14 protein-coding genes and 2 pseudogenes are annotated in these 14,390 nt (G+C 52.2%); all 16 read right to left on the bottom strand.

Annotation, left to right across the window (positions count from 1 at the left end; all coding sequences use genetic code 11):
* Positions 1-1,315: pseudogene (locus HMPREF0372_RS01915) on the bottom strand (VirD4-like conjugal transfer protein, CD1115 family); the annotation flags it as partial.
* An 85-nt stretch (positions 1,316-1,400) separates the two neighbouring features.
* Positions 1,401-3,302: an AAA family ATPase gene (locus tag HMPREF0372_RS01910; RefSeq protein ID WP_039996499.1), complete on the bottom strand. Its 1,902-nt coding sequence runs from the start codon at positions 3,300-3,302 to the stop codon at positions 1,401-1,403.
* Between the two features lie 15 nt (positions 3,303-3,317).
* On the bottom strand, positions 3,318-4,835 hold the full coding sequence (gene mobQ, locus HMPREF0372_RS01905) for a MobQ family relaxase (RefSeq protein ID WP_007488496.1): 1,518 nt from the start codon (positions 4,833-4,835) through the stop codon (positions 3,318-3,320).
* 242 nt (positions 4,836-5,077) lie between these two features.
* A complete protein-coding gene (locus HMPREF0372_RS01900) occupies positions 5,078-5,374 on the bottom strand; it encodes a DUF3847 domain-containing protein (RefSeq protein ID WP_007488494.1) in 297 nt (98 codons plus the stop codon).
* An 86-nt stretch (positions 5,375-5,460) separates the two neighbouring features.
* Complete coding sequence (locus HMPREF0372_RS01895) at positions 5,461-6,039, bottom strand: hypothetical protein (RefSeq protein WP_007488493.1); 579 nt, start codon at positions 6,037-6,039, stop codon at positions 5,461-5,463.
* Positions 6,036-6,596 carry an RNA polymerase sigma factor gene (locus HMPREF0372_RS01890; RefSeq protein WP_007488491.1) on the bottom strand — a complete coding sequence of 187 codons (561 nt, stop codon included), beginning with the start codon at positions 6,594-6,596 and terminating at the stop codon, positions 6,036-6,038. Before HMPREF0372_RS01890 ends, HMPREF0372_RS01895 begins: the two co-directional genes overlap by 4 nt.
* A gap of 84 nt (positions 6,597-6,680) precedes the next feature.
* The gene (locus HMPREF0372_RS01885; RefSeq protein ID WP_007488490.1) at positions 6,681-6,983 is read right to left on the bottom strand and encodes a hypothetical protein; all 303 of its coding nucleotides are present in this window, start codon (positions 6,981-6,983) and stop codon (positions 6,681-6,683) included.
* Positions 6,984-7,117: 134 nt separating this feature from the next.
* A complete protein-coding gene (locus HMPREF0372_RS01880; protein ID WP_007488489.1) occupies positions 7,118-7,333 on the bottom strand; it encodes a transposon-encoded TnpW family protein in 216 nt (71 codons plus the stop codon).
* Positions 7,334-7,412: 79 nt separating this feature from the next.
* Positions 7,413-9,287 carry a recombinase family protein gene (locus HMPREF0372_RS21410; protein ID WP_039996500.1) on the bottom strand — a complete coding sequence of 625 codons (1,875 nt, stop codon included), beginning with the start codon at positions 9,285-9,287 and terminating at the stop codon, positions 7,413-7,415.
* Positions 9,288-9,319: 32 nt separating this feature from the next.
* Positions 9,320-9,622: pseudogene (locus HMPREF0372_RS21405) on the bottom strand (VirD4-like conjugal transfer protein, CD1115 family); the annotation flags it as partial.
* Complete coding sequence (locus HMPREF0372_RS01865; RefSeq protein ID WP_007488486.1) at positions 9,619-10,119, bottom strand: PcfB family protein; 501 nt, start codon at positions 10,117-10,119, stop codon at positions 9,619-9,621. The pseudogene HMPREF0372_RS21405 and the gene HMPREF0372_RS01865, both read right to left, overlap by 4 nt.
* 89 nt (positions 10,120-10,208) lie before the next feature.
* Complete coding sequence (locus HMPREF0372_RS01860) at positions 10,209-10,946, bottom strand: BRO family protein (RefSeq protein WP_007488484.1); 738 nt, start codon at positions 10,944-10,946, stop codon at positions 10,209-10,211.
* 49 nt (positions 10,947-10,995) lie between these two features.
* Positions 10,996-11,874 (bottom strand): DUF6017 domain-containing protein, encoded by an 879-nt coding sequence (locus tag HMPREF0372_RS01855; RefSeq protein ID WP_007488481.1) that lies wholly within the window; start codon positions 11,872-11,874, stop codon positions 10,996-10,998.
* 287 nt (positions 11,875-12,161) lie between these two features.
* A complete protein-coding gene (locus tag HMPREF0372_RS01845) occupies positions 12,162-12,437 on the bottom strand; it encodes a DUF5720 family protein (protein WP_007488480.1) in 276 nt (91 codons plus the stop codon).
* A gap of 13 nt (positions 12,438-12,450) precedes the next feature.
* Positions 12,451-13,386 carry a ParB/RepB/Spo0J family partition protein gene (locus HMPREF0372_RS01840; RefSeq protein WP_039996495.1) on the bottom strand — a complete coding sequence of 312 codons (936 nt, stop codon included), beginning with the start codon at positions 13,384-13,386 and terminating at the stop codon, positions 12,451-12,453.
* Entirely contained in the window at positions 13,343-14,164 is an 822-nt protein-coding gene (locus tag HMPREF0372_RS01835) for a ParA family protein (protein WP_039996494.1), read from the bottom strand. Before HMPREF0372_RS01835 ends, HMPREF0372_RS01840 begins: the two co-directional genes overlap by 44 nt.
* Positions 14,165-14,390 lie beyond the last annotated feature (226 nt).

The following is a 14,390-nucleotide window of genomic DNA, read 5'->3' as shown; positions in this document are numbered from 1 at the left end:
ACACTACTTTGCTCAACGCCCTATCTGGGCGCACGGTGTCGATGGTCTCTTTCCCAAGTACAGCTTCCAGCTCCTTGAGCGTAGTCGGCTCCTTGCCGCCCAGGAAAATAGAGGTATCCATATTGCCGATGATGGTATCGGCATTGTCCTTGTAGATAGCTTTCAGCTGGGACTGTGCCTGCAAGACCAGACAGGCGGAGATCTCACGGCTTCGGATGGTGGCCACCAGCTTTTCCAGCTTCGGGATCTGCCCGATATTGGCGCACTCGTCGATAAGGCAGCGCACATGAACCGGCAGCCGCCCGCCGTACACATCGTCGGCTTTTTCGCACAGAAGGTTGAACAGCTGGGTGTAGCACATGGAGATCAGAAAGTTAAAACTGTCATCCGTATCGCTCATAATGAGGAACAGGGCAGTTTTTTTATCTCCCAGGGTGTCCAGCTCCAGCTCATCATAGGAAGTGACCTCCCGCAGCTCCGCAATATCGAACACCGCAAGGCGCGCACCGCAGCTAATAAGTATGCTTTTAGCTGTTTTGCCGGCGGCCAGCTTGTACTTTTTATACTGCCGGACGGCGAAGTGGTTTGGCTTTTCCGCTTCCAGTGCGTCAAACATCAGGTCAACGGGATTTTTGAACTCCTCGTCATCCTCCCGGACTTCCATGGCGTTGATGAACTCAATGAGGGTGGAAAAATTCTGTTCCTCCACCGGGGCTTCATAGTGGATATACCCGATGAGGGCGCAGTACAAAAGCGTTTCTGCCTTGACCCAGAAATCATCCCCGGCTTTGCCCTCGCCCTTGGTGTTCGCAATTAAAGTTGTAACCAGCTTCAAAATGTCCTTTTCAGAGTGAATGTACGCAAAGGGGTTATAGTGCATGGACTTCTTGAAGTTGATGGTATTGAGAACCTTAATGCGATAAGGCTCATAGACCACTTTGCCGTTTTTGTCCTTTACGGTCTCATAGACCGGATTGCCGTGCCGGTCCTTTATTGGCTGATGGTCCTTGCCCAGCTTGGGACGCATTTTCGGCGTACCGCGCTGGAGCATCTTGCCGCACTCCACCAAAATCGTACCTTTGGGGTCTGTCACCACATAGGAGCTGTGCATCTGCATCAGGTTCGGTTTGAGCCAGAATCGGGTCTTACCGGAACCGGAGCCGCCGATTACCAGAACATTTTTATTTCGCGCCGTCTTGGGGTCCTTGGGGCGGCTGTTCATGGTCAGGCTCTCGGTTTTCGTCAGAATCACATTGTTCTGGAAAACCGGGTCCACATAAGGGGCGATGTCCTCGTGTGTTCCCCATGAAGCGTTTTGTCAAGTGCTTTTTTGAGTTATTGACGCAAATTATCGTGAAAGTGCGAAAGTGCAAAGTGCAAAGGGTCTGCGTTTTGCACTTTCAGCTTGCGGGTTCGGGCGGCTGCTTCTTTTTGAGGAAGTTATACCATTGACCGCCGACACGCCTTGCGCCCAAAATACCGCCCATGTTGCGCTTGGCGTTCTGTACTGTCCTCTCGGATATTCCGGCTTCGGCTGCGGCTTTTACAATGTCCTCGCTGGCAAGCTCTTTCCCGTCTGCAAGCAGGTCAAGTATCAGCTTTTCGGCTTGCTCGGTCTTGGTGGCGGTGTTCCCGCCCGCGCCGGATAGTAGCTCGTCGGCGGTTATGTCATATTCGCCTATCCATGAAAAGCCTGTTTCCGGGTCAAGGCAAAAGGCAACGGGCTTGCCCTCCGGCGCAAGGGAAGATTTGTCATGGACGATAACGCGCACATTCGGCTCCCGCTTCACGCGCCCGATCAGCAGGACGCTCCTTGCTGCGGCGCGGAAGTCAATAGAACCTAAGCCCCGGTATGCGCTCTGCCCTCCGGCGGCTTTGTTGAGGTGTCCGATAAGGATAACGGCGCACCCGGTACGCTCGGCAACATCGGCAAGGCGGCGGAACATGGGGCGCACTTCGTTTGCCCTGTTCATGTCGGTTTTCTCGCCCATGTATGCCTGTATGGGGTCAAGGATAATCAGCCGCGCCCCGTTCTGCGTGATTGCCTTTTCTATGCGCTCGTCGGAGAGGGTAAGCTCCCGCTTGGCTTCATCAATCACAAGCACGCGGTCAAGGTCGGCTTCGGCTTCTATCAAGCGGGGCTTGACGGTATCGCCCAGCCCGTCCTCGGCGGTCTGGTAAATCACTTGGAATGGCGGCAAGGGTTTCATTCCCGGCAGCGTTCCCCCGGTGGTGCAGGCGGCGGCAAGGCGTAGGGCAAAGGTGGTCTTGCCCTCGCCGGGGTTGCCTTGCACAATGGTTACTTTCCCAAAGGGGATATACGGCTCCCATAGCCATTCAACGGTCTGTGTGTCCACCTCGCTCATGCGGATAATCTCAACGGTTTCTTCCTGCGGCGGCTCTTTCAAGCCGTAAACCGCTTCCCGGATATACTTCCCGTCTGTGATTTCCGCCCGGTGCTGCAATACCTCGTTCCAGTCCTTGTAAAGCGGCACAAGGCGGTGGACGGTCAAGCCCTCCGGCACAAGCTCCGCAAGGCGGCTGCAAGCGTCGTTTCCGGCTTGGTCGCTGTCAAGGCAGAGGTAAACGGTCTTGATGTTCGGGCGGTCAGAGAGGAAACGCAACAGGGCTTTTTCTCCCACGCCGCCCAATGACAAATAGCTCTGCTTCTGCCACGCCTTTTTGAACAGGCAGAGGAAAGATAACAGGTCAACGGGGGCTTCAAAAACAAAAAGCCTTTCGCCCTCGCCCCGGTAGCAGAAATTAAAGGCTTTGTCGCTGCCTTTCACATCAAGCCGGAAGTTTCCCGCCGTTCCTTTGCTGTGGGCGTAGCGCGGTATTCCGTCCTCATCCCGCCCCACAAATATGGCATTGTGGTGGGCTGCGTCCTCGTAAATATCGCCGCGGGCAAAGAAAAAGCCCGTCACATCTTCATCAATGCGGCGGGCTGCTGTGAGGTAGTTCCTCGCTGTTCTGTTGTCATTGTTTGGGGGCGGTAGCCGGAAGTCGGAAAGGGACGCGGGGCAAGGTCTGTCCGGCGGCGGTGCGGCTCCCTTTTCTCCTGTGAGAAGTTCCACGGCTTCGGTAAAGCTCTTGCCGAAAAACTCCATGACAAAATCGACGGGGCCGCCGCCCTTGCTCTGGCTGTGCCTATACCATTTGTTTCCCCGGACGGTCAAGCTGTCGTGCCGTTTCCAGCGGTATTCATTTCCGGCGCGGGTAAGCTGCTCGCCCTGTGATTGCAGAAAAGAAACAAGGTCGGTTTGGTTCGCCCGGTCTATCTGGTCTTGGGTGTAGTACAAAAATCTCAACTCCTTTCATCGTTCTAAGTCGTGCCGCTTGGTGCGGGTCTGCTCCGGCTGGTCGGCTTTCAGCGCAATATCAACGCACTTGCGGATATTGTGCAGCTCGGCAACCTCGGCGCGGGTTTCTTTCAGCTTGGTATATTCCGCTGTCCTCTGCCCGCTGAGGGTGGCATACTCTTTTTCCCATTCAGAAATAGGCAAGGGGGGCTTTGTCCCTTTCGGCAGATTTGCATGGAGATAGCGCCTCGCTGCGTTCCATAGGGTAAGCTCGGCGCGGTGGGCTTCCTCGTACTTGTCGCGCTTATTCGTCCAGCCGTTTTTCAGCTTTTTCAGCTCGTCGTGAATGGGCTTGTACTCGGTGTAGTTCTTCCCGTATTCAATCAGCTTTTGCAATTCTTTCATGCGCTTCTCGGCGGTTTTCATGCCCTCCCGGATAGCGTCGGCTTGGTCGCTGACAGAGGAAAGGGCTGCGTCCAGCTCGTCAAGGGTGGAAATGCCGCGCTCCGCAAGGAAATTGACTGCCTGTGATATGGTTTTCAGTTCGTCGGCTGCGTGTTGGTGCTGCCAACTCTGCGAATACTTCCGGCTCTTTTCCCTCTGAACGCTCAAATACTTCATCAGAAGATTTGCAAGGTTCGGGGACTTTGGCGGCTGTGGTTTTCTTGGGGTAGTTTCCCACGCCGCAAGCAGTCCGGCAATCCATTCTTTGAGGTTGCCGATCTGCGCCCGGATTTCCTTTATCAGCCTGTTTGATTTTCGGATAGCCCGGTTCAGTTCGCCTTTCTCGGTGGCTATGCCTTTCTTCTCCATTTGGCAGGCGGCTACGCCCATGTGGACGGTGGGTATCTCGTCAATTCCTCTCTCGGCGTTGCTGCGGTGGTCGATACGCTCTGTGCTTCCGGCGCGTTCAAGATAGCTGTTTGAAATATCAGCCCACGCCTTGCGCCACAAGAGGGCGTTGCCTTTGTCGTTCCAGCCTGTGAGGTCAACCTTGTGGGTCTTGTATCTGCCGCTTGGCAAGCGTATGCGCTCGCCGTTCTCGTCAAGGTCATATTCCTTTTTAGACTTCGCCGCCCATGCGCCGCGCTCGTTAAGTGGTCGCATGGTCAGCATGATATGACAATGGGGGTTGCCGCTGTCGGTGTCATGGATAGCAAAATCCACACACATTCCTTTGGAAACAAATTGAGAGGAACAGTATTCCCGGACAAGCCGTATCTGTTCCTCTCGTGATAATTCTATGGGGAGTGCTGCGTCAATCTCACGCGCAAGCTGGGCGTTCCCGGCTTTCTCGTAAAGCTCCACGCTGTTCCATAGGGTAGAACGGTCAGAGAAAGAGGGTGGGGCATGGGGCGGCAGCATGATTTCGGTATGGACAACGCCGCCTTTTCGGGTGTAGTCGTGGGTCATTCCGTCCCACTCGTTTGTCAGCTTTTCGCCGCTTCGGTAGGCGGCTGCGGCAACGGCTGATTTGCCTTTGCCCCGGCTGACTATGCTGATGTTACAATGGTAAATGGCTATGGGTATCACCTCCAGTATAGCGGATATAAAACTTGTGGAAAATGAATAGCTTGCGTAGCAAGGTGTTCGATTTCCGCAAGTACACAAAAGGGTAGACAGCGCAAGCTGTCGCAGGGGAAGTGTAGCGTCCCCTGTCTGCGGCAAAGCCGCCAATCGCAGCGCGGGGTAAAATCCCTGTGCGGAAATAAAGCCCTCGGCAGAGCGCACACGCCCGTTAGGGTGTATAAGTGCGCCCTTAGTGTCTAAGGGATTTATTCAGCGTTCCCGTTTCCGGCTCGTTTTTTCAAATATTCCCGTACCGGCTCACTCGTCAATGCAAGTCTAAGAAGTGTGGTGGCTTCCTCGTCGGTCATGTCCTTTGCTTCCGGCACAATGCTTTCAAAGACTGCGCCCCGGACGATAAGGCGGTGGCTGCGCGTTCTGCGTTCCTCTTTGGATAGCTTCTGACGCAACATCTTTTCCCGGTTCTCAAACTGCCGGATTTTCTTCTTTCCGTCCTCAATCTCGGCTTGCAGTTCCTCGCGGGTTTTCTCTCTGGGTTTCGTCATGTGGTGGTCGCTCCTTTCTTGCCTGTCAGTATAGGAAAAGGGCAGTCGATTTTTCGGCTGCCCTTGCAATATGAAGATAAGATTATTCAGTTTGCAGCGGGGTCTTGTTCTGATACTTCTTCACCAGAGGTTTGGTTATTGGGGAGCGGGTCGTACCCGTCTGGGTTTCCGTCGAGGTCTGTGTTAGGATAGTTTTCATACAACCAGTATTTCCCCTCAATCTCAACGACAATGTTTTCGCCATATTGATAAATTTCTGCGCCAACAATAGGGTGATTTGCCTGGAAGTTTTCTTTGGGTATGCCGTCCAAATAATTACCTGCGTCATTTGTGCCTTGAAAGTTGGTAACATCACTTTCAATGACACCTAAATAAACAAAATCGTCTTTCAATTCGTTGAACGATGTTTGCGAAGTGGACTGTTTATACAAGGTGTCATTAACATAAACCATAGGTGCTGCGTCTGCTATACCCGGAGTAGTAACACTATCGTTGTTGTGGGGAAAAAGGGAAATTGCGGCGACACATACTAAAGCCAAACACGCTGCAACAGCTCCCCACTTTACCCAAATGGGCTTTTTAGATTTCTTCTTGTAGTTGAGAGCTTCATCGACATATTTTGTATCAAGTTCGCTCATAGCGTCGGAAAACTTTTTTGCGTTCATATGAATACCTCTCTTTCAATCAAGTATTGTTTCATCTTCTCGCGGATACGGGTCAGCCGGACAGAGATGTTTTTCTCTGAAAGCCCTACAAACTCGGCTATATCCTTGTAGCTATCAGAGAACCAATAGCGGCGCATAAAGATAACGCGGTTTTCGGTAGTCAGCGTGTCCAAAAAGTTTTCAATGATACGGGCTAATTCTCTGGCTTCAATTTCTGCTTCTACTGTGTTAGGGGCTGCTATACAGGCTTCAATTTCCTCCAAAGCAATCGTGTAATGGCTGCTTCGTTTGGCTGCTTCCTTTCTCCAATAGATTTTGAGCGAAATGTTCCGAACGATTTTCAAAAGATACGACAACAGCGGGTTAGGTCGTGCCGGGGGAATGGCGTTCCATGCACCCAAATAAGCGTCATTTACACATTCCTCCGCATCCCGCCGACTCCCTACGATATGGTAGGAAAGATTGTGGCAAACTTTTCCGTATTTTATGTCCAGTTCCCGTATGCCCTGCTCTGAACGCTCGAAAAACATTTCTATGATTTTTTCATCGTCTATCATCACACCGCCTCCTTTCCGGCTTCATCTATATACTACGGTTTTAGCAGCGAATACTACATCAAATCTCAAACTTTTTCAAAAAAATTATACCACACTTCGCGTGAGATTGCTTGCGTTAGCTTTCGCCGCTTCGCTGGCGGCTCTCCGCCGTTCCTCGCTGTATGGGGCGGTCAGACGGAAAGAAAAACGCCCCTTTGCAATATCAAACTCCATGCAGCCTGTTTCGGGGTCTGTGTCGGTCTTACAGCACTCGTCGGGGTACTGCTCGGCATAATCGGCAAGTCGCCTTTTGAGGTTGGTGTTGTGGGTGCGGATATGGATAAGAGGGTCTTTCTCGTCAAACCATATATCAGTGGTCTTTTCCTGTTTGGTAAGCCCTGTTCTCATGCAAGCTCCTTTCTGCGCCCCTGTTACGCAATAGGGGCATTTTTCGGGTGTTTTCCTCGGCTCTTGACTTGGGGAAAACGGCGTTTTTGACGATAAAAACCGCCCAAACGGGGAATGTATCGTCGGGGCGGCTGTTATCGCAAGATTTCTGTTTTTTCCGGCTCTTGACCGTCAGACGCAGAAAAACGCAGACTGTCGGCAAGTATCGTTTTCAGCAGCTTATCGGAGAATGTTTCTGTGCCGTTGGGATTGAAAAACAGCTCCGCAACAATGGTCTGCCCGTTCCTCTGTGTCGTGATAATTCCGTCCGGCTTAGTCAGCGGGGTGGGGGTTCCTTTCTTTTCGGTCAATAGGTTACTCCTTTCTCCGGGCGTAAAAAAGGGACTTCCCGTAGTTCGGAAAATCCCTCTCTGATGTTGCTATTCTGTTTTATGGTGCAGACAGTGCTGCGGCAGCCTGCGCCTTTTTCTTCGCCCGATATTCCCGCGCTTTGATACGGTCGTACTCCCGTTGCTTTTCAAGATTTCTCGCCCGGTATTCTCTTGAATAGTTGCGGTGGTAGGCTCGGCTCTTTTCCTTTCTTGCTTCTTCGATTTCCTCACGCATTTGCCGGATTTCCTGCTCTGTCGGCTCTGCAAGCTGTGTCAGCTCATTTTCAAATCTGCCGATATGGTTAAAATATATCCCGATATGCTGAATAGCCTGTTTTGCCCTTTTCTTGTCGCGCTCATGCACTTCAATCCGGCTGATAAACTCGTTGAGGATAGTCGGGGTAAGGTCGGTAAAGTTAGCGTAACGGTCTATCAGCTTTACAAACTTCTGCGCCCGTCCTCCCGCGTTTTCAAAAGCGGATAGCTGCTCCCTAAGCTGTTCAAGCTCGGCTTTCAGTGTGTAGTATTCTTCGGAATACTTCTGCGACATCTGCTCATAGCGGTCTTGTGGGATAGTACCCAGCGCGTTGTCCTCATAAAGTTTATTCAGCACCTTGTCAATCTGTTCAAGGCGGATCGTGATTTGTGGGATACGCTTTTGCTGTTTCTTTGTCTTGTCGGTCTGCTGCATGGCAAGGCTCTTTTTCACTAAGGCTTCAAACTCTGCCCGGTTGCTGATAGAGTATTCCGCGATTTTTTTCAGCACATCTGCGACGGTCTGCATGAGCAGATCCGCGTCCATGATGTGCGGAGAGCTGCACTTGGGATTTTTGGCTTTTCCCTTGTGATACTCGCTGCAATAGGCAACATGGCGCTTGCCGCCGTTCCTGTAATCTATGCGAATGTGCATTTTTGCGCCGCAGTCTTTACAGAAAAGCAAGCCGGACAGAGGGTGGATTTCTCCGTCCCCGTTGGGGCGTTTGACAGGTGCGTTTTCCAAAATCCGCTGCACATTTTCAAAGTCGGTGCGGTCAATAATCGGCTCATGCACATTTTCTGTGATATGCCACTGGCTTCTGTCTACATAGTGGTTTCTCTTATCCCGAAAATGCTTTGCAGTCTTGAAATTGACTACATCGCCGCAATACTCCTGCCGCGTGAGGATATGGGTCAAGGTGGCTTTGTTCCACTTGTAGCGGTTATTCTCGTTGAGCGTCTTATTTTTACAAGTTCCCCGCCCGCGGTCTTTCATGTAGAATGTAGGGGTCGGGATTTGCTCCTGCGTCAGATATACGGCGATTTGGTTTCGGTTTTTCCCGTCCAAAAACAGACGGAAAATAAGGCGTACAACCTCGGCGGCTTCCTTGTCGATTATCCAAAAATCCTTGTTATCCGGGGCTTTGATATAGCCGTAAGGGGCTTCGGTGGCAACCGGCTTTCCACTCATGCCTTTGGTCTTAATGCCCGTTTTCACCTTCTTACTGATGTCCTTTGCGTACCACTCCGACATGATATTGATAAAGGGAGCAAACTCTAATGTGTCTGGGTTTTCGCTGTCTATGCCGTTGTTGACTGCGATAAAGCGCACATTGTTCCGTCTGAAAATCTCCATAGCGTTGCCGACTTGGAGATAGTCGCGCCCCCAGCGGGTAAGGTCTTTCATAATACAAACGCCGATTTTGCCGTTTTCCACATCGTCCATCATGCGGGAGTAGGCAGAACGGTCAAAAAATCTGCCGCTTTCGTCATCGTCAATGTAGTGCCGGATATTGGTTAGGTGCTGCCCTCTGGCGTAGTTCTCCAAAAAGATTTTCTGGTTCTGTATGCTGTTGCTCTCGCCGCCGTCCCTGTCCTCGTCGCCTACGGAAAGGCGGGAGTAAAGGGCGGTGATTTTGCTATAATTAGTCATGTGCATAACCTCCTGTGCGTCCATGTAGAGTTCCTTTACACTTAAAATTATGCACTCCATCGGGCAGAACCATACTCCATGCCGTGGCGGTATTTCTTAGCATTTTTGCTTTTCAGATATACCGCCAGCCGAAGCCCACCGCCGCAGCAGATTCCCACCAGCAGGTCCAACGGGTGCAGGCTGGGCCACCAGCTTGCCAGCGCCACCGGCAAGACAGAAATCAGGGAGAGCGCCTTTTGGGAAGCGTCCGCGCCCTGCGCCATCCGCCATGCTTCCCCGAAGTTGGTGGCAAACAAGCCCATCAGGATATAGGGCAGGTTCAATATCAGGAGCTTTTTGATGTCAAGCTGCTTTTTCATCGTTCCAGCTCCTTTCGCTTGGTGCGGTCCACCACGGCATTTTTGACCAGCTCTTTGAACTGGTTCAGCTTTGCCAGCACAGACGGGCGTTCTGTTTTCTCTGCTTTTTTGACCTTTTTGCCGGTGTACTCGGTAAAGGCGGCGGTCAGCGCATCCGCATCCCGGCCTTTGAAAAAGATCAGGTACTTGGGTGGGGATGTGCTGCGGTCTTTCTTCACCGCATAATCCACACCGTATTTCCGGGCAATCTTTTCAAACTCCTTGATGGAGGGGTCGGTGATCTCAATGTTGGATACGCCCTGATTCTGCCCCACAAGCTGCTTGACCGTCTGCTTGCCCTGGGGCTTCACAGGCGCGTCTCGACTTCTCTGCTTATTCAGCTTCTTTTCCTTGCGATGGGCAAGATACTTGGTGATGGCAGCCTTAAATAGCCGCCCGGTGAACTTTGTGCCGTTGACTACCAGCGTCAAAGTCCTGTTTTCCACTTCTTCCTGCATGGGGTAACGCCTCCTTCCTGTGAAAATTTGCAGGGGTGGTGCATTTTACTAAGGCGGGACCACCAGCCGCCGCAAAAGATACCGGGTCATCATATCATCAGCAGGATGCTGTCCCGCAGTTGGGCAAAATACAGCTTGCCCTGGGGCGTTACCAGCGTATAAGAGCCGGTATGCCCATGGTTGCAGTAGTCCTTGACGGTGAACAGGCCGTCGTTGGCAGGCTTTGCATAAGGCAGTACATTCCCGGACGGGGCGCGGTACACAAACCGCTGTTCCAGCAGGAATCGGACAAACCGGCGCTCCGGCACAACCAGTTCTTTGGCGGTGGTACGGAGATTAGTGCTGTGCTTGAGGTCGATAAACAGGTCATAAAAGGCTGCCTTGCCCTCCAGCATGGCGTTTTCCTCCCGCAGCGCCGCATTTTTCTCGCGCTCTGCCAGCAGGTCGGAACAGAGTTTCATCATGGCTTCCGGGGAAGTGGCAACCTCCCACAGCTTCTCCCTGGTGATGTAAGCCCCGTGCTTGCGGATAGAGGGCAGCACTTCATCAAACACCCAGCGTTCAAACCGTTCCGCAGAGGGCAGCTTGCTGTGAACGATCAGGCGGTACACATCGCCTTCGGGAATAAATTTCATTCGCTGAATACCGCCGTTAGAAGGGGTCGGTAAAACGCAGACCCCTTTGCAGTGGGCTGTGATGGCATCAGCGGTACGTTGGTATCCAAGTGCTTTCGCAATATCCTTTCCGCAAAACAGCACTTTTCCGTCCTGCTCAAAAGTGCGGATAGTGCCAAACTCCGGGTTTTTGAAAATTTCCATCTGGTTCATAGCGTAACCTCCTGTAAAAGTCGTTGTTGTGGGATGAAAAAAGACGGCCTTACCAGCCGCCTGCGTTCATATCGTGATTGACCTGTGAAGTGTAGTGGTTACTGATGGTGGTGGGTGCGTTAAACAGCACCGTCAGCAGGTACTGCTTCATGTTGCGGACCTCGGTGGTGTTTTTCTGCAAGCTGTCCATGACAAACCGGATATGTTCGCTGTCCAGTTTCAAAAAACGGGAGCGCACCACCTCATGGGGGAAGTCGCTGCCTGCAATCCGGGTGGTTTTGCGTCTGGCACAGACAGTTTCCACCATCAGTTCCACGATCTCATCCAAATCCTCCCGATAGGTGGCAAACTCCCTGCACAGGTAGTCATACTCGATGTTCTCTAAAATCAATTCCCGATAATTTTCTATCTCGGAGACAGACATCGCATCCCTTCCTTTCCGTTCCGGCGGTCTTGCCGCCGCTGTTTCCCGGAAGGGAATGGAATCGGTACTTGAACCATGAGTAATTGATTTTTGAGTATTTGATTTCTCTATATTTAATTCTGCGGGCTTTTCCGTATCCGGTTTGTCCATATCCGGGTTTCCCGTATCTGGTGAAGCCGTATCCGGTTGGGGCGTATCCGGGTTCTTCGGCTGTGGTTGCTCGTAGATGACATACTCGGTATCACTGATCCGTCCCTGCCTGTCCCGCAGCTGATGGCGGACAATGTACCCGGCAGCTTCCAGCTCCCGCAGCGCACCGCCGATAGCGTCCACGCCCTCTTTGCAGATGGCGGCAAGCCCTCTGGTGGTATAGTTCCAGTCCTCCGGTAAGGACAGCATCATGGAAAGCAGCCCCTTGGCTTTCAGGGACAGTTTCCCGTTGCGTAAATGGTGATTGCTCATTACGGTATAATCTCTGGTCCGTTCAATGCGAAATACGGCCATTGACCTCACTCCTTCCAAATTTCTCAGGGTATGAAAAAAGCCACAATCCTGTAAAAAGAATTGTGGCAGTCAGCTGTTTTGTTCACTTTTTCTGCGCCGGTAGGGGCGCTTGGGAATGGGCGGTTTGTCCAACAGGTCATTTCCCTGAGAGAATGGCAGAGTTTGCAGAACACGGTCAATCTCCATAGATTCCATATCATGCTGGGAATGGCAATCCTCCCGGATTGCTTCCCGGATTTCCTTTACAGTACACATTTCAATCCTTTCCTTTCGCAGTAATGATTTGTTTATGAGTGGCGGCGGCGCTTGTCCGGCTTAAAATCGAGGATATGTCCCTCGATGATACGGGCGTAACGCTTGATTTTGATTTCCCAGCGCTGCTGGCTCAGGAGGGCGGCTTGATAGCCGTCCTCCGTAAGAAACAGCCGCATTTCATCACCGGGACTGCCGTAGGCACAGGAACGCAGGACAGAAAACTCGATCATCCGGCGGGTGTCATCCTGAAATCGCTCCACGGCAAGAATGTTATGTCCTTTCAGCTCGCGGGCTGAAATATCCCTCATAGGCGCTCCTTTCTCAGCGTTCGTGTTGCTGTTGGCGTTTTTTCTGCCACTGTTCCAGCAGCTTGATAATGGTTTCCTGCATCCGCTGGGGCGTGTAGCTCTTGGGGAAATACTTCCGCAGAGTGTCTGAAGTGAATGTCACCTTGTCCAGATCGCTTTTCTTTTCCTCTCCCATAATGGCTCGCATCACATCAATGGATAAATGCCCCTCCTGGCTGAATTTCTTGAGCCGCTGAGCCTGGGAGAGAGATGGGGTAGCTTGTTCACTGTCCATCGCGTCCAAAAGCTGCACCTGTTCCTCTTTTTTCAGGAACGACAGCTCATAGGCCGGATTGAGAGCGATTTTTCGTTCATCCACCATATCCAGCAGTTCAGGTATCAGTTCGGTTAGGCGAATAAAGCGTTGAATCTGATTTTTACTCTGCCCGACCTGTTCAGCCAAAATGTCTCTGGATTTCTTTCCGTCTGACTTGTGCCCAACTTGGGCACAAGTTAAATCTCTGCGCTCGCCTTGATGCTTCATGGCATCCAGTTTCATTTTATAGGCAAAGGCTCTTTCGCTGGGGAGCAGGCTTTCACGCTGCAAATTGCTGTCCACCATGATGATGGTAGCGGCATCATCGTCCAAATCCCGGACAATGACCGGCATGGTTTCTTTCTCAGCCAGTTCACTGGCCCTGTGCCGCCTGTGTCCGGCTACTAATTCATAGCCGCCCTCCGGGTCAGGTCTTGCAATCGCCGGAACCAGCACACCATACTGCTTGATACTGTCCGCAGTCTCCATCATGGATTCATCATCCTTGACTTTGAACGGATGGTTCTTAAAAGGGTGCAGCTCAGACAGCGGGATTTCCAACACCCGTTCCCGCTGTGCGTCGGCACGGCTTTCCTCGGTGGAAAACAGGTCATCTACCGATGCCAGCTCTACTTTTTTCGCGCTGCTTTTCAAGTTTTGTCACCTCCTGCGTCAGATTTTTGTAGCTTTCAGCCACTTTGCCGCCGGGGTCATGGGCAAAAATGCTCTTGCCCTCGGCGCTGATTTCCTTTGCCCGGACGGAATGGGGAATCTCGGTGGAGAACACCTTGATTTTGCTGCCGTAGGTTTCCCGCAGCAGGGCGGCAATCTCCTTGGCAAAGTTGGTGCGGTTGTCCACCATCGTCAACAGGATACCGTCAATCTGGAGCTTGGGGTTGATCTGCCGCTTCACCTTATTTACGGTCTGGAGCAGCTGTTCCAGGCCCTTGGCGGGCAGGTACTCCGCCTGGACGGGAATTATGACCCTGTTTGCAGCTGCCAGGGCATTGACCGTGAGCATCCCCAGGGAGGGCTGGCAATCAATGAGGATATGGGAATACTGTCCCTTTACGGTGTCCAGATACTGCCGCAAGATGGTCTCGCGGCTCATGGCGTTCACCAGAGAGACCTCCATGCCGGAGAGCTGAATGTCAGCAGGCATCAGGTCAACGCCTTCCGGGTGGTGCAGGATACCCTCACCGGGTCGCAGCGGCTCGTCCATCAGGATACGGCCCATCGCATCGGACAGGGTAAAGGGCAGCTTGTCCGGATGGGGATGGCCCAGGCTGATGGTCAGGCTGCCTTGCGGGTCCCCGTCGATCAGCAGCACTTTCTTTCCGGTCTGCGCCAGCCCGATCCCCAGGTTCGCGCAGGTGGTTGTCTTGCCAACGCCGCCTTTCTGGTTGGCGATGGCGATAATTTGTGTGTTCACTTTGCAATCACCTCGTTTCTGGAATAAAAAAAGGGAGAATGTGACGTAAATCAACATTCTCCCTGAGAAACGATATGCGATTGTATTGCTGCTTGTCTTATTTGTGTTCAGCTTTTGGGGAGCCATCCCGCCGCAAACCTGCATGAATACTGGATTTCTGCTTGTTTGTCTTTCCCTTTCCCGAATAACCTCTGTTCAATGACGATCTGAGCATGTGGGGCACCTG

The sequence above is a fragment of the Flavonifractor plautii ATCC 29863 genome (assembly GCF_000239295.1).
GTDB classification, from domain to species: domain Bacteria; phylum Bacillota; class Clostridia; order Oscillospirales; family Oscillospiraceae; genus Flavonifractor; species Flavonifractor plautii.
The sequence above is the reverse complement of the archived record's forward strand: the minus strand, read 5'-3'. Positions and strand labels throughout refer to the sequence as shown.

Bases quoted from the DNA above. Each gene is read 5' to 3' on its own strand.
- HMPREF0372_RS21410 (WP_039996500.1), bottom strand. From the start codon at position 9,287: ATGGACGCACAGGAGGTTATGCACATGACTAATTATAGCAAAATCACC.
- HMPREF0372_RS01860 (WP_007488484.1), bottom strand. From the start codon at position 10,946: ATGAACCAGATGGAAATTTTCAAAAACCCGGAGTTTGGCACTATCCGC.
- HMPREF0372_RS01900 (WP_007488494.1), bottom strand. From the start codon at position 5,374: ATGACGAAACCCAGAGAGAAAACCCGCGAGGAACTGCAAGCCGAGATT.
- HMPREF0372_RS01885 (WP_007488490.1), bottom strand. From the start codon at position 6,983: ATGAGAACAGGGCTTACCAAACAGGAAAAGACCACTGATATATGGTTT.
- HMPREF0372_RS01855 (WP_007488481.1), bottom strand. From the start codon at position 11,874: ATGGCCGTATTTCGCATTGAACGGACCAGAGATTATACCGTAATGAGC.
- HMPREF0372_RS01845 (WP_007488480.1), bottom strand. From the start codon at position 12,437: ATGAGGGATATTTCAGCCCGCGAGCTGAAAGGACATAACATTCTTGCC.
- HMPREF0372_RS01890 (WP_007488491.1), bottom strand. From the start codon at position 6,596: ATGATAGACGATGAAAAAATCATAGAAATGTTTTTCGAGCGTTCAGAG.
- HMPREF0372_RS01895 (WP_007488493.1), bottom strand. From the start codon at position 6,039: ATGAACGCAAAAAAGTTTTCCGACGCTATGAGCGAACTTGATACAAAA.
- HMPREF0372_RS01865 (WP_007488486.1), bottom strand. From the start codon at position 10,119: ATGCAGGAAGAAGTGGAAAACAGGACTTTGACGCTGGTAGTCAACGGC.